Origin of the sequence: Salmonella sp. 32100201201700099SM (assembly GCF_017572645.1) — a bacterium.
GTDB lineage: Bacteria > Pseudomonadota > Gammaproteobacteria > Enterobacterales > Enterobacteriaceae > Salmonella > Salmonella enterica.
In genome coordinates this window covers 148,442-167,922 of sequence record NZ_JAGERQ010000011.1, presented here as the reverse complement: position 1 = coordinate 167,922, position 19,481 = coordinate 148,442, and the positions used below count along the sequence as shown (strand labels likewise).

General features: G+C 50.9%; 17 protein-coding genes and 1 pseudogene. 4 read left to right on the top strand and 14 right to left on the bottom strand.

What is annotated here, in order from left to right; all coding sequences use genetic code 11:
• Positions 1-90: 90 nt before the first annotated feature.
• The gene (gene yihA, locus J4685_RS17890) at positions 91-723 is read right to left on the bottom strand and encodes a ribosome biogenesis GTP-binding protein YihA/YsxC (RefSeq protein ID WP_000183327.1); all 633 of its coding nucleotides are present in this window, start codon (positions 721-723) and stop codon (positions 91-93) included.
• Positions 724-962: 239 nt separating this feature from the next.
• On the opposite strand from yihA, the gene J4685_RS17885 reads away from it, so the two are divergent.
• The 3 genes from J4685_RS17885 to hemN all read left to right on the top strand — a co-directional run bounded on the left by J4685_RS17885 (position 963) and on the right by hemN (position 3,371).
• The gene (locus J4685_RS17885) at positions 963-1,187 is read left to right on the top strand and encodes a hypothetical protein (protein WP_001541209.1); all 225 of its coding nucleotides are present in this window, start codon (positions 963-965) and stop codon (positions 1,185-1,187) included.
• Positions 1,188-1,305: 118 nt separating this feature from the next.
• Positions 1,306-1,809, top strand: coding sequence for a Der GTPase-activating protein YihI (yihI, locus tag J4685_RS17880; RefSeq protein ID WP_000743293.1), 504 nt, complete (start codon positions 1,306-1,308; stop codon positions 1,807-1,809).
• Between the two features lie 188 nt (positions 1,810-1,997).
• On the top strand, positions 1,998-3,371 hold the full coding sequence (gene hemN, locus J4685_RS17875; RefSeq protein WP_000003517.1) for an oxygen-independent coproporphyrinogen III oxidase: 1,374 nt from the start codon (positions 1,998-2,000) through the stop codon (positions 3,369-3,371).
• An 89-nt stretch (positions 3,372-3,460) separates the two neighbouring features.
• On the opposite strand, the gene J4685_RS17870 is transcribed toward hemN, so the two are convergent.
• The 4 genes from J4685_RS17870 to glnA all read right to left on the bottom strand — a co-directional run bounded on the left by J4685_RS17870 (position 3,461) and on the right by glnA (position 7,835).
• On the bottom strand, positions 3,461-3,571 hold the full coding sequence (locus J4685_RS17870) for a YshB family small membrane protein (protein WP_001578131.1): 111 nt from the start codon (positions 3,569-3,571) through the stop codon (positions 3,461-3,463).
• 112 nt (positions 3,572-3,683) lie between these two features.
• On the bottom strand, positions 3,684-5,093 hold the full coding sequence (glnG, locus tag J4685_RS17865; RefSeq protein WP_001188785.1) for a nitrogen regulation protein NR(I): 1,410 nt from the start codon (positions 5,091-5,093) through the stop codon (positions 3,684-3,686).
• An 8-nt stretch (positions 5,094-5,101) separates the two neighbouring features.
• Positions 5,102-6,151, bottom strand: coding sequence for a nitrogen regulation protein NR(II) (glnL, locus tag J4685_RS17860; protein WP_000146194.1), 1,050 nt, complete (start codon positions 6,149-6,151; stop codon positions 5,102-5,104).
• Between the two features lie 274 nt (positions 6,152-6,425).
• Complete coding sequence (gene glnA, locus J4685_RS17855) at positions 6,426-7,835, bottom strand: glutamate--ammonia ligase (protein WP_001271699.1); 1,410 nt, start codon at positions 7,833-7,835, stop codon at positions 6,426-6,428.
• A gap of 375 nt (positions 7,836-8,210) precedes the next feature.
• On the opposite strand from glnA, the gene typA reads away from it, so the two are divergent.
• Positions 8,211-10,034 (top strand): ribosome-dependent GTPase TypA, encoded by a 1,824-nt coding sequence (gene typA, locus J4685_RS17850; protein WP_000572064.1) that lies wholly within the window; start codon positions 8,211-8,213, stop codon positions 10,032-10,034.
• A gap of 54 nt (positions 10,035-10,088) precedes the next feature.
• On the opposite strand, the pseudogene J4685_RS17845 reads toward typA, so the two are convergent.
• From J4685_RS17845 to J4685_RS17805, 9 genes and pseudogenes are all read right to left on the bottom strand, one after another.
• Positions 10,089-10,823 (bottom strand): annotated as a pseudogene (locus tag J4685_RS17845) (Cof-type HAD-IIB family hydrolase).
• Positions 10,808-11,686, bottom strand: a complete 879-nt coding sequence (locus tag J4685_RS17840; RefSeq protein WP_001681897.1) for an STM4011 family radical SAM protein — start codon at positions 11,684-11,686, stop codon at positions 10,808-10,810. The pseudogene J4685_RS17845 and the gene J4685_RS17840 overlap by 16 nt, the downstream one beginning before the upstream one ends.
• Positions 11,683-12,924, bottom strand: coding sequence for an STM4012 family radical SAM protein (locus J4685_RS17835; protein ID WP_001062068.1), 1,242 nt, complete (start codon positions 12,922-12,924; stop codon positions 11,683-11,685). Before J4685_RS17835 ends, J4685_RS17840 begins: the two co-directional genes overlap by 4 nt.
• A 1-nt stretch (position 12,925) precedes the next feature.
• A complete protein-coding gene (locus J4685_RS17830; RefSeq protein ID WP_000282792.1) occupies positions 12,926-13,801 on the bottom strand; it encodes an STM4013/SEN3800 family hydrolase in 876 nt (291 codons plus the stop codon).
• Entirely contained in the window at positions 13,794-14,819 is a 1,026-nt protein-coding gene (locus J4685_RS17825) for an STM4014 family protein (RefSeq protein ID WP_077905019.1), read from the bottom strand. Before J4685_RS17825 ends, J4685_RS17830 begins: the two co-directional genes overlap by 8 nt.
• 12 nt (positions 14,820-14,831) lie before the next feature.
• The gene (locus tag J4685_RS17820; RefSeq protein WP_001042085.1) at positions 14,832-15,680 is read right to left on the bottom strand and encodes an STM4015 family protein; all 849 of its coding nucleotides are present in this window, start codon (positions 15,678-15,680) and stop codon (positions 14,832-14,834) included.
• 156 nt (positions 15,681-15,836) lie between these two features.
• Positions 15,837-16,529 carry a porin OmpL gene (ompL, locus tag J4685_RS17815; protein WP_000838827.1) on the bottom strand — a complete coding sequence of 231 codons (693 nt, stop codon included), beginning with the start codon at positions 16,527-16,529 and terminating at the stop codon, positions 15,837-15,839.
• 67 nt (positions 16,530-16,596) lie between these two features.
• On the bottom strand, positions 16,597-18,018 hold the full coding sequence (locus tag J4685_RS17810; protein WP_000064888.1) for an MFS transporter: 1,422 nt from the start codon (positions 18,016-18,018) through the stop codon (positions 16,597-16,599).
• Between the two features lie 45 nt (positions 18,019-18,063).
• Positions 18,064-19,446, bottom strand: a complete 1,383-nt coding sequence (locus J4685_RS17805; protein ID WP_000084250.1) for an MFS transporter — start codon at positions 19,444-19,446, stop codon at positions 18,064-18,066.
• Between the last annotated feature and the right edge of the window lie 35 nt (positions 19,447-19,481).

Below are 19,481 nucleotides of genomic sequence, written 5' to 3'. Positions count from 1 at the left end.
TGGGGCGTTTTTTATTGTGCGCAAGAAAAGTTTCGCTCACACCGTAGGCCGGATAAGACGCGCAGCGGCGCCATCCGGCATAGCGGGTGATTATTCCCCGTCCTGAATCTCTTCGACCGGTGCCAGTTCACTAAACCAGCTATCCAGTTTCTGACGTAACTTATCCACTCCCTGCTTTTTCAGCGAGGAAAACGCTTCTACCTGCACATCGCCATTAAAAGCCAGCACGGCTTCACGTACCATATTCAACTGCGCCTTGCGCGCGCCGCTGGCCAGTTTGTCCGCTTTGGTCAGCAGAACCAGAACCTGGATATTGCTCTCTACAGCCCACTGGATCATCTGTTGGTCGAGGTCTTTCAACGGATGGCGGATATCCATTAAAACGACTAAGCCCTGTAGGCTTTGACGTTTCTCCAGATATTCCCCTAGCGCGCGTTGCCACTTGCGTTTCATCTCTTCCGGGACTTCCGCGTAGCCATAGCCCGGCAGGTCGACCAACCGTTTGCCATCTACGACTTCAAACAGGTTAATCAATTGGGTACGGCCCGGCGTTTTAGAGGTGCGCGCCAGGCTTTTTTGGTTGGTCAATGTGTTCAGGGCGCTGGATTTGCCTGCATTGGAACGGCCAGCAAAAGCCACTTCAATTCCGCAATCGGAAGGTAAATGGCGAATATCAGGCGCACTCATCACAAAATGCGTCTGTTGATAATTCAGGTTAGTCAAAGCGGTCGTCTCCGTCAGTCAAAGCATTGTGGCGATTATACCTGAACGCCAGCAAAAGACGGATTTTTCGGCGCGTCGGTGCTGTAAGCAAAAGCCATACGCTTTGTGAGACATTGTCCATTGCACTTATGCGATATGACAGAGTCGTTGTCACGCTAAAAGCCAGTTAATATAGTTAAATCATGAATTTATAGAAAGGTAATTGTCTGAAAAAAAGGGATTTGCCGTGTCGGTATCTTGTGAGTTTACCCCAAAAGAGTAAAGTAATGCACATAGCGAGGACGCTAACAGGATCAACGACTCAGGATGAGGGTCAGGAGCGCCAGGAGGCGAAGACACAGGATTGTCAGGAAGACAAACGTCCGGAGACGTTAGTAAAAGGAAATGGAAACAACATGGAATGTTCCAGGCTAAGGGAAAAACAGGGCGTGTTGATAGCCAACAGGGATGGTGGAACCCGTTAAGGGTCGTGAGTCAAGAAAAAAGGCGGCAGATTACTCTGTCGCCTTTTTTCTTTGCTTGCTTTCTGCTAGATTCCGCCTCAATTCTATACTGAATAAAACGGCTTAAAGATCTGACATCATGAAAAAACCAACCTCTGCACCGCGCAGTAAAGCCTTTGGCAAACAGCGTCGTAAAACGCGTGAAGAGTTAAACCAGGAGGCGCGCGACCGTAAACGCCTGAAAAAACATCGCGGTCATGCGCCGGGAAGTCGCGCGGCGGGCGGCAATTCCGCTTCGGGCGGCGGCAATCAGAATCAACAAAAAGATCCACGTATTGGCAGTAAAACACCTGTTCCATTGGGCGTGACTGAAAAAGTGACCCAACAGCATAAACCGAAAAGTGAGAAACCTATGCTTTCACCGCAGGCGGAGTTGGATTTACTGGAAACGGATGAGCGCCTGGATGCGCTGTTAGAACGTCTGGAAGCGGGCGAAACCCTGAGTGCGGAAGATCAAGCCTGGGTAGATGCCAAACTGGATCGTATTGATGAACTGATGCAGAAGCTTGGTCTGTCTTACGATGACGACGAAGAGGACGAGAAGCAGGAAGATATGATGCGCCTGCTAAGAGGCGGCAACTAACGGGTTTACACCGTGGGCTTGCCCGTCCTGCTTATAACCCTTCCGGTTATATGTTATCTGGTGTGGTTATTCGTTAAACTACAGCGATTGTCGCGGCGACAGAAATGGCTGCGCAGCCGGCTTGCCGCCCGTTATGGCGTGAAGCCGGTACGCCGTACCCGCCAGAGACGCCATCGGAAGGAGTGAGCATGTCTGAACAGCAAATAGACTGGGATCTGGCCCTGATCCAGAAATATAACTATTCCGGGCCACGATATACCTCGTACCCAACCGCGCTGGAGTTTTCTGAAGACTTCGAGGACGCCGCATTCTTGCAGGCTGTGGCGCGTTATCCTGAACGTCCGCTCTCGCTGTATGTGCATATCCCGTTTTGTCACAAGTTGTGTTATTTCTGCGGCTGCAACAAGATTGTCACCCGCCAACAGCATAAAGCTGACCAGTATCTTGACGCGCTTGAGCAGGAAATCCGTCATCGCGCGCCGCTGTTTGCAGACCGTCATGTCAGCCAGCTTCACTGGGGCGGCGGTACGCCTACTTACCTGAATAAAGCGCAAATCAGCCGCTTAATGACGCTGTTGCGCGAAAATTTCCACTTTAATACCGACGCGGAAATCTCGATCGAAGTCGATCCCCGTGAAATTGAGCTGGATGTGCTCGATCATTTACGTGCGGAAGGTTTTAACCGCCTGAGTATGGGTGTGCAGGACTTTAATAAAGAGGTGCAGCGCCTGGTTAACCGCGAGCAGGATGAAGAATTCATCTTTGCGTTGCTTAATCACGCCCGCGATATCGGCTTTACCTCGACCAATATCGATTTGATCTACGGTCTACCGAAACAGACGCCGGAAAGCTTCGCTTTCACGCTGAAGCGTGTGACGGAACTGAACCCCGATCGTTTGAGCGTCTTTAACTATGCGCATCTGCCAACGCTTTTTGCCGCCCAGCGTAAAATTAAAGATGCCGATTTACCCAGCGCGCAGCAGAAACTGGATATTTTGCAGGAGACGATCGTATCGCTTACTCAGGCCGGTTATCAGTTTATCGGGATGGACCATTTTGCCCGTCCGGACGACGAACTGGCCGTCGCGCAGTGCGAAGGCGTGCTGCACCGTAATTTTCAGGGCTATACGACCCAGGGCGATACCGATTTGCTGGGGATGGGGGTTTCTGCTATCAGCATGATTGGCGATGGCTACATGCAGAACCAGAAAGAGCTGAAGCGTTATTACCAGCAAGTGGATGAGCGGGGCAATGCGCTATGGCGTGGTATTACGCTGACCCGTGATGATTGCATTCGTCGCGATGTTATCAAGGCGCTGATTTGTAACTTCCGCCTGGATTTTAACGCTGTCGAACAGCAGTGGGGTTTGCATTTCGCTGAATATTTTGCCGAAGATTTGCTATTACTGTCGCCGCTGGCGAAAGATGGGCTGGTGGATATTAGCGAGAAGGGAATTCAGGTGACGGCGAAAGGTCGTTTGCTGATTCGCAATATCTGCATGTGCTTTGACGCGTATCTGCGCCAGAAAGCGCGGATGCAGCAGTTCTCACGCGTCATTTAGCCGGGTTGCCCGGTGGCGCTGCGCTTACCGGGCCTACACGTTGCGACAACCTGTAGGCCGGATAAGCATTAGCGCCATCCGGCACATTGTCAGCTGAACAGTCCCACCAGCGCGGCACACAACACGGCGGCTAGCGCAGTTTGTGGCGTGTGGCTGTCGACCGCTCCACTCGATACCAGATTAATAATAGATTCTAACATAATGAATCCCCCCGTTTGCCGGGCATGATCATACTGAACTCATCGGAACAGTAAAGCGCAAAATAGCAGCGTTTTGCGCTCAATTATTAATCTTTACACTCGCGGGTAATGTTTACTCCATTCCCAGCTCTTTCAACTTCCGCGTTAGGGTGTTTCGCCCCCAACCGAGCAGCCTGGCGGCTTCCTGTTTATGACCCTGCGTATGGCGTAACGCCGTGGTCAGTAGCGTTCTTTCCAGTTCTGGCTGCGCTTCAGAAAGCAGGTTTTGATGACCGGATCTCAAGGCACGGTCCGCCCATTGCGCCAGTAATGTGGCCCAGCTATCCGGCGGCAGGTGGGACGGGCTATCCGGCGTCGAGGCTTCAAACAGTTCGCCCGGTAAATCCTGGGTCAATACCTCCTGTCCGGCGGCCATGACGGTGAGCCAGCGGCAGGTATTTTCTAACTGACGCACGTTACCAGGCCATGCCAGGCGCGTTAACGCCGTTTCGGTTTCCGGATGTAATAATTTGGCTTCCACGCCTAATTCACGGGCGGCGACCTGCAAAAAATGGCGCGCCAGGCGCGGAATATCCTCACGGCGCTCGCGCAACGGCGGGAGATGGATACGAATCACGTTCAGGCGGTGGAACAGGTCTTCACGGAATTTCCCTTCCTGAACGCGTCGTTCGAGGTTCTGGTGGGTGGCGGCAATAATGCGCACATCCACTTTTACCGGCGCGTACCCGCCCACACGGTAGAACTGTCCGTCAGCCAGCACGCGTAACAGACGAGTCTGGACATCCAGCGGCATATCGCCAATTTCGTCCAGAAACAGCGTGCCGCCGTCAGCCTGCTCGAAACGGCCCTGCCGGATGGTATTCGCCCCGGTAAAAGCGCCTTTCTCATGGCCAAACAGTTCGGATTCAATCAAATCTTTCGGGATGGCCGCCATATTGAGCGCGATAAACGGCGCTTTGGCGCGTGGGCTATGGCGGTGAAGCGCATGGGCGACCAGTTCTTTACCGGTCCCTGATTCGCCGTTAATCAGCACGCTAATCGAAGAACGCGACAGCCGACCAATAATGCGAAACACATCCTGCATGGCGGGCGCTTCGCCTATCATGTCTGTTGTCGGGCCGTTAACCTCGATATTACGCGGCTGCTGCTGCTCCTGATAGTGGCTAATCGCGCGCTCGACCAGAGCGACGGCTTCATCAATATCAAACGGTTTAGGTAGATAATCAAACGCCCCCTGCTGATAGGCGCTCACGGCGGCATCTAAATCGGAATGCGCGGTCATAATGATGACCGGAAGCATCGGGTGACGCTGTTTAATCTGCTTTAATAGCGCCAGCCCGTCCATTCCCGGCATTCGGATATCCGACAGCAAGACGTCCGGCGTTTTACTGGCCAGCGCAGCCAGTACTTCATTACCATTCTCAAAGGTGGTACAGGTCAACCCTGCCCCGGCGAGAGCACGCTCAAGCACCCAACGGATGGAACTATCATCATCGACGACCCAGACTATTCCTCGTTGCATAAACACCTCTATTTCCGAATCGGCAGGTAAACCGAAAACTCGGTATGCCCCGGCCAACTGGTAAATTCAATTTTGCCGGCGTGTTGATCGATAAGATTGCGGGCGATAGATAACCCAAGCCCGGTGCCGCCTTCGCGACCGCTGACCATCGGGTAGAACAGCGTATCCTGTAAATGGGGAGGAATGCCCGGCCCATTGTCTTCAACGTCTATACGCGCCGCCAGGCGATAGCGTTCGCCATGCAGCGTTAACTGGAAGGCGGTACGGGTACGCAGCGTAATTTCGCCGCCTTCCGGCCCCAGCGCCTGCAAGGCATTGCGGACAATATTCAGCAGTACTTGCTCAATTTGTTCCGGGTCGTGCGGCAGTTCTGGCAGACTGGGGTCGTAATCGCGGATAAGCCGGACATTATCCGGCAGTTCCATCGACACCAGCGCCACCACGCGCTCCGCGACTTTATGTATGCTCTCGGTAATGTGCATTCCCGGGTGCTGCGGCCCCAGCAAACGATCGACAAGGTTGCGTAGCCTGTCGGCCTGTTCAATGATGACTTTGGTATATTCCGTTAGCGCCGGGTCGGGCAGCGCCTTGCTGAGTAGCTGCGCCGCGCCGCGCAGGCCGCCGAGCGGATTTTTGATTTCGTGCGCCAGACCGCGCACCAGATCGCGGGCGGCGATTTGCTGCGCGTGCTGCAACTGCTCCTGACTCAGACGACGCTGGTTATCCATCGGCGCCATTTCGAGCAGTATAAAATCGTCGGGCAGACGTTGGGCGGTCAAAGAGAGAATATGCGAGCGACTATCAATCACCAGCGTCACTTCGTTATCGGTAAAGCCTTGTCCTGCCGCTAAACTTTCGCGCATCAGGTCAATGTTTAACGAAAAATAGCTCAACAGTTCAGGTAACGGCGTCCCGAACAGTTTGCGTGAGCTTTGCGCGAGCAACTGCTGCGCGGCAGGGTTGGCGTAATGGATTGCCAGCGCGTCGTCGACCACCAGCACGCTGTTGATTAACGAATTGAGGATCTGCCCAGCATCGGGCTGTATGCCGCTTGCCATTCAGCAGTCTCCTGGAAAAGGTTGCACCATTTTAGTGCATTATAGCTTTTTACCACTAAAAAGCGCGTGAGATCAGATTGTTGGTGGAGAAAAAAGCCCATCCTGGGATGGGCTGAAAGTTTCCACGGCAACTCAAAAACTCCTGACGCCTTTCACGCTGCTGCTGCGTTGGCTGCCTTCGCTTACCCCGGTCACATCGCTATCTATGCTCCCGGGGATGTGCTCAGTTGCCGCCTTGCAGCAACGCGAAATTCGTCGGGTTTTTAATATACGATTAAACGCTGTAGTACAGCTCAAACTCTACCGGGTGCGGAGTCATACGCACGCGGTCATCTTCTTCGCGACGCAGCGCAATATACGCATCGATCGCTTCATCCGTGAACACGCCGCCTGCTTTCAGGAACTCGCGATCCAGGTCCAGCGCGTTCAGCGCTTCTTCCAGAGAACCCGCTACCTGTGGGATCTCTTTCGCTTCTTCCGGCGGCAGGTCATACAGGTTTTTGTCCATGGCTTCGCCCGGGTGAATCTTATTCTTAATCCCGTCCAGACCGGCCATCAGCAGGGCGGCAAAGCACAGATACGGGTTAGCCGCCGGGTCCGGGAAGCGAACTTCGATACGGCGCGCTTTCGGAGACGCCACCACCGGAATACGGATGGAGGCGGAACGGTTACGGGCGGAGTAGGCCAGCATCACCGGCGCTTCGTAACCCGGGACCAGACGCTTGTAGGAGTTGGTGGTCGGGTTCGCCAGGGCGTTGATGGCTTTGGCGTGTTTGATGACGCCGCCGATGTAGTACAGCGCCTGCTCAGACAGACCGGCATATTTGTCGCCAGAGAACAGGTTGGTGCCGTTCTTCGCCAGCGACATGTGGCAGTGCATACCGGAACCGTTATCGCCGAACATCGGTTTTGGCATAAAGGTCGCGGTCTTACCGAAGCGGTGAGCCACGTTATGCACGACATATTTGTAAATCTGAATTTCGTCGGCTTTTTTGGTCATGGTATTAAAGCGGGTCGCCACTTCGTTCTGACCTGCGGTCGCTACTTCGTGGTGGTGCGCTTCAACGACCAGGCCCATCTGCTCCATGACCAGACACATTTCAGAACGGATATCCTGCGCGGAGTCGACTGGCGGAACCGGGAAATAACCGCCTTTCACGCCCGGACGATGGCCTTTGTTGCCGCCTTCGTACTTGGTAGAGGAGTTCCAGGCGCCTTCAATATCGTCAATCGCCACATGTGAGCCGGAGATAGATGCGCCGAAGCGGATGTCGTCGAACAGGAAGAATTCAGGTTCCGGCCCAAACAGGACGGTATCGGCGATACCGGTCGCGCGCAGGTAGTCTTCCGCACGTTTTGCGATGGAACGTGGGTCACGGTCATAACCTTGCAGAGTGCCAGGCTCCAGGATGTCGCAACGGATAATCAGGGTAGAGTCCGCGAAGAACGGGTCGATAACCGCAGTGGATGCGTCTGGCATCAGCACCATGTCGGATTCGTTAATGCCTTTCCAGCCGCCGATAGAGGAGCCGTCAAACATTTTGCCTTCTTCAAAGAATTCGGCATTTACCTGATGAGCAGGAATCGTGACGTGCTGTTCTTTGCCTTTGGTATCGGTGAAGCGCAGATCGACAAACTTCACTTCGTGCTCGTTCAGCATCGTCAAAACGTGTTCAGCGGACATACTTGTACTCTCCCGGATTGGTCATGGTCGGTCGTCGTGGTAACGAGATCTTCAATTCTGCTGGCCGTGTCGCCGTAAAAATATAAAGCGAAATCTGTGCCAACTTTCACATTGCCCCCAAAAGGCGTTATCATGCGCACCATCGTGCAAAAGGGCTGCACCACGGTGACTATGTTGCACCAAAATAGTGCTTCAATGTGAACATTAAGCACCACATTGGTGCAATAGAACGCAAGCCACCCTTTTAACGCTCCGTGAAAGCGATCACAAAGAGACTCTGCAATACTTGTTTGCGGAGGATGTTTGTGATCCTGTTTTGTAGTGCGATTAATCCGTGTACAATAACGCGCTATTTCTAATGCCTGAGGCAAAGTTGTGATCGAAAATTTGCGTAACATCGCCATCATCGCGCACGTTGACCATGGTAAAACTACCCTGGTTGATAAGCTGCTCCAGCAATCCGGTACGTTCGACGCGCGTGCCGAAACTCAAGAGCGAGTGATGGACTCCAACGATTTGGAGAAAGAGCGTGGTATTACTATCCTCGCTAAAAACACCGCTATTAAATGGAATGATTATCGTATCAACATCGTTGATACTCCCGGGCACGCTGACTTCGGTGGTGAAGTAGAGCGCGTCATGTCCATGGTTGACTCTGTGCTGCTGGTGGTTGACGCATTTGACGGCCCGATGCCGCAAACGCGCTTCGTGACCAAAAAAGCCTTTGCTCATGGCCTGAAACCCATTGTGGTTATCAACAAGGTTGACCGTCCTGGCGCGCGCCCTGACTGGGTTGTCGACCAGGTATTCGACCTGTTTGTTAACCTCGACGCGACCGACGAACAGCTGGACTTCCCGATCATCTACGCTTCGGCGCTGAACGGTATCGCGGGTCTGGACCACGAAGATATGGCGGAAGACATGACCCCGCTGTATCAGGCGATCGTTGATCATGTTCCGGCGCCGGACGTTGACCTCGATGGTCCGTTGCAGATGCAGATCTCCCAGCTGGACTACAACAACTACGTTGGCGTTATCGGCATTGGCCGTATCAAACGCGGCAAAGTGAAGCCGAACCAGCAGGTCACTATCATCGATAGTGAAGGGAAAACCCGTAACGCGAAAGTAGGTAAGGTGCTGACGCATCTGGGTCTGGAGCGTATCGACAGCGATATCGCCGAAGCGGGCGATATCATTGCGATCACCGGTCTGGGCGAGCTGAACATTTCCGACACCATCTGCGACCCGCAGAACGTTGAAGCGCTGCCGGCGCTGTCCGTTGATGAGCCGACCGTGTCTATGTTCTTCTGCGTTAACACCTCGCCGTTCTGCGGTAAAGAAGGTAAGTTTGTGACTTCTCGTCAGATTCTTGACCGTCTGAACAAAGAGCTGGTGCATAACGTGGCGCTGCGCGTTGAAGAAACCGAAGATGCGGATGCGTTCCGTGTATCCGGTCGTGGCGAACTGCACCTGTCCGTGCTGATTGAAAACATGCGTCGTGAAGGTTTCGAACTGGCGGTTTCCCGTCCGAAAGTTATCTTCCGTGAAATCGACGGTCGTAAACAAGAGCCGTACGAAAACGTGACGCTGGACGTCGAAGAGCAGCACCAGGGGTCTGTCATGCAGGCGCTGGGCGAGCGTAAAGGCGATCTGAAAAACATGAATCCGGACGGTAAAGGCCGCGTACGTCTCGACTACGTGATCCCAAGCCGCGGGCTGATTGGTTTCCGTTCAGAATTCATGACCATGACTTCCGGTACGGGTCTGCTGTACTCCACCTTCAGCCATTACGACGATATTCGTCCGGGTGAAGTGGGCCAGCGTCAGAACGGCGTACTGATCTCCAACGGTCAGGGTAAAGCGGTGGCGTTTGCGCTGTTCGGTTTGCAGGATCGCGGTAAGCTGTTCCTGGGTCACGGCGCGGAAGTTTACGAAGGCCAGATTATTGGTATTCACAGTCGCTCCAACGACCTGACGGTAAACTGCCTGACCGGTAAGAAACTGACCAACATGCGTGCGTCCGGTACGGATGAAGCGGTGATTCTGGTTCCGCCAATTAAAATGAGTCTTGAGCAAGCGCTGGAGTTCATTGATGACGACGAACTGGTAGAAGTCACTCCAACCTCTATCCGTATCCGTAAACGTCACCTGACGGAAAACGATCGCCGCCGTGCGAACCGTGGTCAGAAAGAAGAGTAATTAACGTTCTTACGGATAAAAACCCTGCCGAAATGAAAACTCGGCGGGGTTTTTTTATTCACGTTGAGAAAGGGATAAAGTTGTCAAAAAATCAGCAATCGTTGGCGTATTATGCCGACCAATGACGCTATCCGCATACACCTTTGCCCGAGCGCTGGCATTCCCCATCGCGACACCCAATCCGGCTAAACGTAGCATTTCCGCATCGTTATCATTATCGCCAAACGCCATCACTTCGCGCATTGCGATATGCTGTTGCTGTGCATATCTGGCGAGACTTTGTCCTTTGCTACACCCCTTCTGGAGAATATCCAGTTGATGATGCCAGGACCAGGTACAGCTTAGCTGTAATTCATGCTGTATAAACTCAGCAATATGTTGTAGTTGTTTTATGTGCCGATGAACGACGCTGATTTGCCAAATATTCTCCCTACTGCTTAGCTCATCAGCCTGAAAGATTATTTTATCATCAGCACGAATTGTCGGTTTAAGCGGATATACCCGCGCCAGTATTTTTTCCGTTTGTAAGTGCGTCAGCGGCAGCGGATCAAGGATCTGCTGTTGAGCCGGTTGATAAATATAACTTCAGTTACAACAGATCATCGGTTCGGTGAGCGCCAGCGTTTGATAATACGCATAGGCTTCACGATGAGAGCGACCGGTGACAAGCATTATTCGGCAGCCCATGTCCTGCATCTGACGGATAGCGGTTAGCGACTCTGGCAGAATTTGTTTATTACGGTTTAGCAGCGTTCCATCAAGATCAAAAGCGATTAAACGATATCGCATGAGCGCCCGATCCTAAAACAGCGTGAGGCATCCAGGTGATTCAGCAATGGAATATCGAGACGGTGCTGATAAGCGAGAAAACAGTGGCATTGTTTTGCCTGGCAGGCAGGAGAATTGAGCCGTTGCTGATATAAATTACCCATTTTAATTTTGCTGATATGACAAGCAAAAAGATCGCCTTCTGCGTTCATAAAAATACTTTTTCTTCCTGCGGTACAGATATCCAGCTGCGCTGGCCACTGCTGCGTTTCAACCACATACAGCGGATCGAGTTCGCTGAAGGCGATGGTTTCCTCAACGGTATGCCGGGTATTGGCACACTCGTTGGCGTTAAACCAAAAATAATTCTGGTCAGGCAACCGCTGGCGTAGCCAACGAAACTGGTCGATATCTTTCATACTGGCGACAGCCCCCGCGCACCAGGTTATTCCGGCGGCAGAGAGCGCTAAACACTGCTGGAGAAAGCGTTCAGCGGTAATTTGTGAGGGATGAAAAGAACACCATAACCGAAGCTTTGAGATATCTCCGCCGCCAGCACGAAATGACTCCAGCAATGACATTAACGAAAAAGAGGCGTTAGTTTGTATGCCGACCGCCTGAACATGAGGATAGCGGCTAATGTCTGCCAGCGCCGCCATGTAATAACGCAAGCGTAGCGCCTCGCCATAAGGCGTAATCATCACATTCAACGGCGTACCTAAAAGAGGCAAATGGTCAACCATGCGCCATAGCGCGGCTTCGTCGCGTTTTTTATCGTTGCGGGCGTGTTTATGGAACGGGCAATAGCCGCAATGATAATTACACGACTTAAGATAGCCGCGATAAAACAGCGTATGAATATCGCGCAGGGCGGGGATGCTCATCTCTGCCGATTCTCCCGTAGCATCACCTCAGGCGAAACGAACACAGGAGCAAGGCAATCGGATAATGCCATACCGGTCTCCGTTAGCCGGAGGCGACTGCCATTCTGATAACAGTAGCCCTGCCGTATAAAGCGTTCCAGGTCGGGGAAATCCCTTAGCGCATCGCTGGTAAAATATTGCTGATAATCGCTAAGAGAAAGTCCTTGCCAGAAAAATAGATTTTTAATGATAAAGCGGCGTTTCATTTCATCAGGGGGGAGCAGATAACCGTGATTAATGACGGTTTTGTCCGGGCTGTCGATAAACGCCTGAATGATTTTTCGTGATGTTTGCAGGTTCGACGACCACGGTGAACAGTAATGCAGATTGCCAAGATAACTTCTGCCGCCCGCGCCGAGCGCCAGTGAGTTTTCAAATCCGCAGCTTTCCGCCGCGGCGGATGGCGCTGGATTAAGGACGAAACGGCGCATGGACGTTTGGGTGTAGCCCGCGTTGCGTAAAAGATCGCGGGCTAAAACGTAGTAGCTATGCATATTTTCCTGGCGAGGCATATTATAAAGCGGATAAAGAAACAGCTCTTCCGGTTGATAAACGAGCGCCTGATGTAACGATTCCGTCAGGCTTGCGTGAGTCTGGCCGGGAATGCCGTAAATAATATCAATATTGAGTGATGGAAAATGACCTGCCTTTAGCCATTCCAACGCCTGGTGCGCGCTGGCGGTATTGTGGCGGCGATGCAGCGTATGTAACTCGCTATCATGAAAACTTTGTACGCCAATACTGGCGCGATTAACGGAAAAGGCGTTTAATAGCGCTACTTTTTCTGCCGTGGTATCCGTAGGGGAAGTTTCAATTGTTTTATAAATATTCCAGTCAACATTGAGCACATCAAAGACGGAAAAAAATAACTTTTCTAATTGCGCAATGTTTAATAGCAGAGGTGTGCCGCCGCCTACGGTGAAGCTTGCCCAGTGGACGGGCGCCAGCGCCATTTGTCGGCCCTGGGTAATAATCGCGTCGATATAGCTATCAATGAACGTATTATCTGCGCCAGTGCAGGTAAATAAATTACAGAACCCGCAGCGACTTTGACAAAACGGCATATGAACATACAGATGTGTGTCGTGCTCGTAAATGCGCGGTTTTACTTTGCTAAAGCTGACGTTCTCCAGCTCCCGATAAGCCGTCTTATGCGGATAACTGTACATATACTGACGATAAATATCATTGTTATTCATATTAATGATTACCGCTCAATAAGAAATGCATATAAGGAACGGTATTAACGATCGGATGATTAAAACTATGGAAATATTTCCCGTCTTCGCCATAGCAGGTACCGTGATCGGAACAGACAATAACGAACGTTGCGCCGCCGGTTTGGCGGAAAATGTTCAGTAATCCGTCGATGCGGGCGTCGATATAGCGTAGCGCGGCGGCATGGGTCTCAACGGTATCGCCAGGGGCCGCGCCCTCAACGTAAAAATGGTTAGGGTAATGAATCGTGTCGATATTGATATACATCATGACCGGTTGGCTGCCAGCACGCTCGGCCATGATTTTCTGGATATAATGGATCTGGTTATCCATACTTTCTTTAACCGTACAGGCAAAGCGTGGATGCCAGTAACTCTCTTTAAACATCGACGGGAACACTTTTCCCATGCCGGAGCGGTTATTAAAGAAAGAGACGCCGCCAATACAGATGGTCTGGTAGCCTTTATTTTCCAGACTTTTTATCCATGTTGCGTCATCAAAGGCAAATGCATTTTTCGGCCCTTTACGACCAAGTCCGATATCTTTTGGGAAAAACAGCATGGTCTGATTAACGGTATCATCAATAGGTTTTGGCATAAAACCTGAAAACATGGCGTGATGCGAAGGCCAGGTAAAATTACCAGCCGCTTCGCATTTCGTCCATTGTCCATAATGATTAAGGTTGGGCGTATTTCCGGCGGTTTGTTCCTGAAGCGCAATGTCGTAGCGTAACGAGTCCAGCACAATAAAAAGAATATGAGCGTTATTACTAATTAGCGCATTCATATCGAATTCGCCATCGCCTGTGTCAATCGACGCGTGCAGCGAGACGGGGACTTCATCCATTGAATTATACATTTTGCTTCCTCATGGCCCGGATTTGCGCCTGATAAATTAGATTATTCTGCTGCGCATCCTGATAAATCAAATCACCCTGGCCATTAATTTCAATAATATACGGCGTCAGGCTGGTGGTAAGTAAAACATCAATACCCGCTAAGCGAATGCCAGGGAAAAGTCGCATGGCATTTTGACAGAGCGTATCGATCTCAGTCACTTTTGCGGCAGATAACTCCAGACTTTCGAAGCAGTAAGCCTGGTTTTGCAGATGTAAGTTAGTAATGGGCTGCGAGGAGGTTCTGACCACTCGCCAGATAATTTCGCCATCCAGGCAGACGATACGTAAATCATAGGTTTTATGCTTTACGCTGGCTTTGGGCAGCCACTGTTCGACGAGGTTTTCCTGCTGAAGAACGCCATCAATAATGAGCTGGATATCTTCTTTCTGACGATACTGTTGGATTTTTTTGCTGTTAAATAGCTGTTGTCCTGATATGGCAATCGCGCTGTAAAGCACCTGCTTTATGCCATCAGGCTGGCGGCGCAAAGCGATAACGCCCGCCGCGCCAGAACCCAGCGAGGGCTTAATGAACACGCTGGCGACCCTTTTTTCCTCCATGATGGCGGTGAGCTGTGCAAAACTTTTTACGTCTTCCGCTACCAACGGCGGCGTGGGGATGCCGTGTTCCAGTAAGCGCCGCTTGCAGCGTTTTTTATCCAACAGGTGAATGAGGCCCGCCGGATGGTTAAGCCAGGTGACGCCAGGACGCGCCGCCATGTTCTGCAAAAAATGGATATAGTCCAGACCGATCGCGTTTATTTTGCGGATGTCTGTTTCACTGTGTACTGGCGGGTCGATTTTAACGATGCCAGAGGTCAGCGAAGCGTCCAGCGCTTGCGGATGAGTCAGCGCCGTGACGGGTTCCCCAAGTACGGCGGCAGCCTGCATAAAATAATGCGTGCGCTTGCTCTGATGGGGGCCAATGAGCGTAATCACAATAAATCCCTTTATCGTTGAGTAGGGGAATGTGCACATTCCCCTACTCAATCACTCGGTGTACATCGCATTCATATAAATATCGCCATCGTAATCATCAGGCTCCAGAGCTTCTGAAAGATTCAGGTTTATCGGCAGTGCGGCTTTTAGCTTTTCCTGCATCTCCGGCGTCAAATAGTGGTGGTGGAGATCGAGTGTTTCCAGATGCGCAATTCGGTCTTTATGCTCCAGCAGCGCCTCTGCGCCGTTGTCCGTTAAGGTACCGCATGAGAGTTCCAGCACGTTAAGCTGCGGCAGGATATTACTTTCCAGCACCCGGCGGGCGATATCATCCTGCTCTTCGCTGTTCATCAACCCCAGATGGGTGAGCTGAGGGAAAAGATCTTTCGATGCCAGCGCCATCACGTCATCCAGCGAACCGTCAAAACCGTATCCCTCTACGCCCAGGAAGAGCTTCAGCGTTTTTAATGCAGGGAGCTGCGCATTTTGTAGTTCGGCAAGTACGTTAGAAGGGATGCCGCCGGAAATGATTTCCAGGTGCTCCAGTTTCTCATGATGTATAGCGCCCAGTCGCAGATCCGACGCGCCTTTAATAATCAGTTCTTTCAGATTGGGTAACGCCGCATAGAGCCTGGAATAGTCACCTTGTTTAATCCAGGAGATCTCGCAGTCTTCGCTCTCCATATCACCGATAAACAGTGATTCCAGGTGAGTAAAGCGGGGGGCGTTCTCCACAATCATATCAATAATAGGCTGGCAGGTTTCGTCTTCCCAACAATCACCCCAGTTACCAATGGTCAGTGAGCGAAGCTTTGGCAGATCTTCATCGGTTAAAATTAAATTAATGAGCTGTTCCTGGGTTAATTCATTGTCCCAATCAATATTAAATCGCTTATTCATTTGTTTCCCTTCTCTATAAGCATGAATATGGTAAAACGCTTTGCGAATATTATCATGGCGCTTAGAGGCGGGATATCGGGAGTCTGATTCAGGATGAATGAGCGGGCAGAACAACTACCCGCTGTGATGCAGATTCGGAAAATAGAGGCGATAATATCAGAAGAAATACTTCGCACCGATACGAATCTGGTTTTGCTCTCTATGGTAGGGGCCCACGTTACGATCTAACCAGCGTAATTCAAAATAGGGCAACCAGTGTTCATTGATACGATAACGGAAGGTATTGGTGATTTCCCAATGATGCTTCGTACCATTACTACTATTAAAATCATTAATATTATAAAAATAGTGTGGTTCAAAGGTATAAGAAAATTTATCGGTAATGATGAAATTCCAATAGTTACCGATTTCATAGCTGTCATTATTATCCAGTTCGCCATTCAAATCGGTTGAACTATAATTATTGTGATTATATCGGTTACGTACCGTAAGATTAAACCACGGGGTAAATTTATAGTTAACATCCAGATAGACGGCGCCGCCGGAACCAATGCTTTTGTCGTTTATTAACCCGCCAGGCTGGATGGTTAATTTATCTGTAGGTTTAAATAACGGATACCAGCCCTCAATCTCATTATAACCATGCTTTAATTCATCATCACGCTGTAGCGTATAGGTATTGGTCAACATAATTCCGGCCCCCATATCGGAGTTATAGCCGACGCGCAGCATAAACTCCATTTGGTCAGACGCCAGGTTATAGGCCTCACGGTTTTCTACATAAGCGCCAGCAAAAACAGAGGTGGATATTACTGAAGTTAATATCACTAGAGTATTCAGAGATTTCATAATAAATCCATTTTTCAAATATAGGGAAGCCGCCATCCATCGGGATGGATAAAGCGGCAAGCGTCGTTTAATTATTTACAGTAGAAATACTTTGTTTATTATTAGTCGCGACAATTTGATTACCTGTTTTCTTTCGTTGGGCAATTTCCTCGATAATAAAAGCGAAACGTTGTTCATTGAGCTTATAAAAAAAGCCCATCGTTAGTGCTGCGATAATGGCAAGACCGCAAGGCCATAAAAAAATGAGCTGACGCAAACCAAGCAACGTGGTGTCACTTTGAGCTATGTTGGGGATATAACCGATTTGCGTCAGCATAATACCTGGCAAAAAGCCAGCAAGCGCAGCGGAAATTTTTCGGGAAAAGGTATAACCCGTATACACCGAGCCTTCAGCGCGAATACCCGTTTTCCATTCACCATAGTCAACCGTATCCGGAACCAGCGCCCAGTTCAGGCTGTTGACGAAAGCGGTACCGAAGAAGGCGATACAAGAGAAAATAACAAACAGGAATGACGTTCCACCCCAGATAAAATTCAGGATATCGCCAACGGCCCACAATATCAGACCACCAAGATAAACCTGTTTTTTCCCGAAGCGTTTTACCGCAGCAGGTACTAATAAAACACCAATCAGGATACAGCCCATGCTGAAAAAACCCATCCATGACAACAAATGAATATCGTTCAGCACGTACTGAGTGTAATAAACCTGAATGGCCAGCTTGATATTAAAGGCGGCCAGCGTGCACAAATTGGCAACGCAGAGCACCAGCAGCGGCGGATTACGAAAAATCGCGCAGAAGGACTTCAATATGCTGGGTTTATGCGTGTCAGGTACGGTTTCGATATACCGTTCTTTCACCCCGCTAAAGCACCACCACATGCTGAACAGCCCGCAGACCGAAAAGATGACTGCTGCAATCAGATAACCCAGCGAAGGGGAACGGGTAAACAGCGCCTGAATGGGCATAAAACCTACGGTACAAAGAAGAAGGCCAATGGTAGCGCCGCCTTGTCGCCATGCGGCGAGCTGGGCGCGCTCATGCGGATTTTTGGTAATAGCGGGTACCATCGCGCCGTATGAGCAGTTCATCAGGCTGTAGAACAGACCGAACAACATAAACAGCACCGTCGCGAAGGCTGTTTTAACGGGTAAAGTAAAGTGAGTGGCAAAGAATTGCGCAGTAGCAACCAGAGCCACCGGAAATGACGCATACAGAATAAAAGGCCGAAACTTTCCTTTTGCGCCAATATTACGGCGTGAGTCCAGCAATACGCCGGTGAGCATATCGGTAAAAGCGGTGAAGAATTTCGCCACCAGAAAGATAATTCCACCGTAATATGCAGGCATCCCGAGTTCATCGGTATAAAACTTCAGTAGATACAGCGTACCGATACACAGCATCAGATTTGAGCCGAAATCGCCCACGCCATAGGCGCATTTTTCCCGCAGGCTCAACTTTAGCGTTAGCGGATCATGATTAGACATAATCGCCTCTCAAAACGCCCCGCAGGGCGTTATATTTTATTGTTGTTAAACCGTATGTTTCCGGGCCTCAATCTCTTCCACAATTCGTACGTACATCTTCTCGTTGAGGTTGTAGAAACAGCCCATCGCAATAATGGTGATGACCGCCAGCACGCAAGGATAAATAAAGATCAACTGGCGTAGGCCTTCGACGGTGCCTGCCGATTGCACCACATTCGGGATATAACCGATTTGCGTCAGCATCCAGCCGGGGAAGAACCCTGCCAGCGCCTGGGAGACCTTACGGAAGAACGTGAAGCCGGTGTAAACCGTCCCTTCCGAGCGGACGCCGGTGCGCCATTCACCGTACTCCACCGTGTCGGAAACCAGCGCCCAGTTCAGGCTGTTGACGAAGGCGGAACCGAAGAACGCCAGGCAGGAGAAGGCGACAAAACTGACCGAGCCGCCGCCAAAGAAGTAGTTGAGCAGATCGCCCGCCACCCATATTAACAGCCCGCCGATATAGACTTTCTTCTTGCCAAAACGCCTTACTGCGCCGGGCATCAAAAAGACGCCGATAAAAATACAGCCCATGCTAAAGAAGCCCATCCAGGAGAGGAGGATCGGGTCGTTAAGAACGTACTGGGTGTAATAAACCTGAATCGCCAGTTTGACGTTGAAGGCGCCGAGCGTACAAAGGTTGGCGATACACAAAATAAACAGCGGACGGTTACCGGCGATGGCGCGGAACGACTGCAATAATCCGGGCTTTTGCGCGTTATCGACAGGTTTCACTTCGACGTAGCGCTCTTTAACGCCGGCGTAGCACAGCCACATAAATAGCAGGCCAAACAATGAAAATAGCGTGGCGGCGAAAATATAGCTGAGTTGGGCATTGCCTTCGATCAGGTTCATGACCGGCACAAAGCCAACGGTACACAGCAGTAGGCCGAGAGTGGCACCGCCCTGGCGCCAGGCGGCAAGCGAGGCGCGTTCATCCGGGTTCTTGGTAATCGCCGGCACCATCGCGCCATACGAGCAGTTCATCATGCTGAAAACCAGCCCGTACAGCATAAACAGCATCGTTGCGACGACGGTTTTTCCCGTCACCTCAAACGGTGTGCCGACAAAGTTAGCAATCGCCAGTAGCGTTACCGGAAATGCCGCGTAAAGCACGAACGGGCGGAATTTGCCCTTCGGACCAATTTTACGCCGCGAGTCGAGCATAATGCCGGTACCCATATCGGTAAATGCAGTAAAAAATTTGGCGATCAGGAAAATGATCCCGCCGTAAGTCCCTGGTAAACCCAGCACATCGGTATAAAATTTGAGTAAATAGAGGGTCCCGATATCTAACAGGATATTGGAACCTAAATCCCCCAGTCCATAGGCAAGTTTTTCTTTAAACGGCAAGCGTAGGGTTGCCGGATTCGATGATGTTTGACTCATTATTCTTCTCCATCTGCCCGCAGGTTTCCCTGCGG

Excerpts from the sequence above, each read along its gene's own strand:
- J4685_RS17825 (WP_077905019.1), bottom strand. The coding sequence starts at position 14,819 with ATGTGCACATTCCCCTACTCAACGATAAAGGGATTTATTGTGATTACG.
- J4685_RS17820 (WP_001042085.1), bottom strand. The coding sequence starts at position 15,680 with ATGAATAAGCGATTTAATATTGATTGGGACAATGAATTAACCCAGGAA.
- J4685_RS17810 (WP_000064888.1), bottom strand. The coding sequence starts at position 18,018 with ATGTCTAATCATGATCCGCTAACGCTAAAGTTGAGCCTGCGGGAAAAA.
- glnG (WP_001188785.1), bottom strand. The coding sequence starts at position 5,093 with ATGCAACGAGGAATAGTCTGGGTCGTCGATGATGATAGTTCCATCCGT.
- yihI (WP_000743293.1), top strand. The coding sequence starts at position 1,306 with ATGAAAAAACCAACCTCTGCACCGCGCAGTAAAGCCTTTGGCAAACAG.
- J4685_RS17870 (WP_001578131.1), bottom strand. The coding sequence starts at position 3,571 with ATGTTAGAATCTATTATTAATCTGGTATCGAGTGGAGCGGTCGACAGC.
- hemN (WP_000003517.1), top strand. The coding sequence starts at position 1,998 with ATGTCTGAACAGCAAATAGACTGGGATCTGGCCCTGATCCAGAAATAT.
- glnA (WP_001271699.1), bottom strand. The coding sequence starts at position 7,835 with ATGTCCGCTGAACACGTTTTGACGATGCTGAACGAGCACGAAGTGAAG.
- J4685_RS17840 (WP_001681897.1), bottom strand. The coding sequence starts at position 11,686 with ATGAGCATCCCCGCCCTGCGCGATATTCATACGCTGTTTTATCGCGGC.
- J4685_RS17830 (WP_000282792.1), bottom strand. The coding sequence starts at position 13,801 with ATGTATAATTCAATGGATGAAGTCCCCGTCTCGCTGCACGCGTCGATT.
- J4685_RS17835 (WP_001062068.1), bottom strand. The coding sequence starts at position 12,924 with ATGAATAACAATGATATTTATCGTCAGTATATGTACAGTTATCCGCAT.
- ompL (WP_000838827.1), bottom strand. The coding sequence starts at position 16,529 with ATGAAATCTCTGAATACTCTAGTGATATTAACTTCAGTAATATCCACC.
- glnL (WP_000146194.1), bottom strand. The coding sequence starts at position 6,151 with ATGGCAAGCGGCATACAGCCCGATGCTGGGCAGATCCTCAATTCGTTA.
- J4685_RS17805 (WP_000084250.1), bottom strand. The coding sequence starts at position 19,446 with ATGAGTCAAACATCATCGAATCCGGCAACCCTACGCTTGCCGTTTAAA.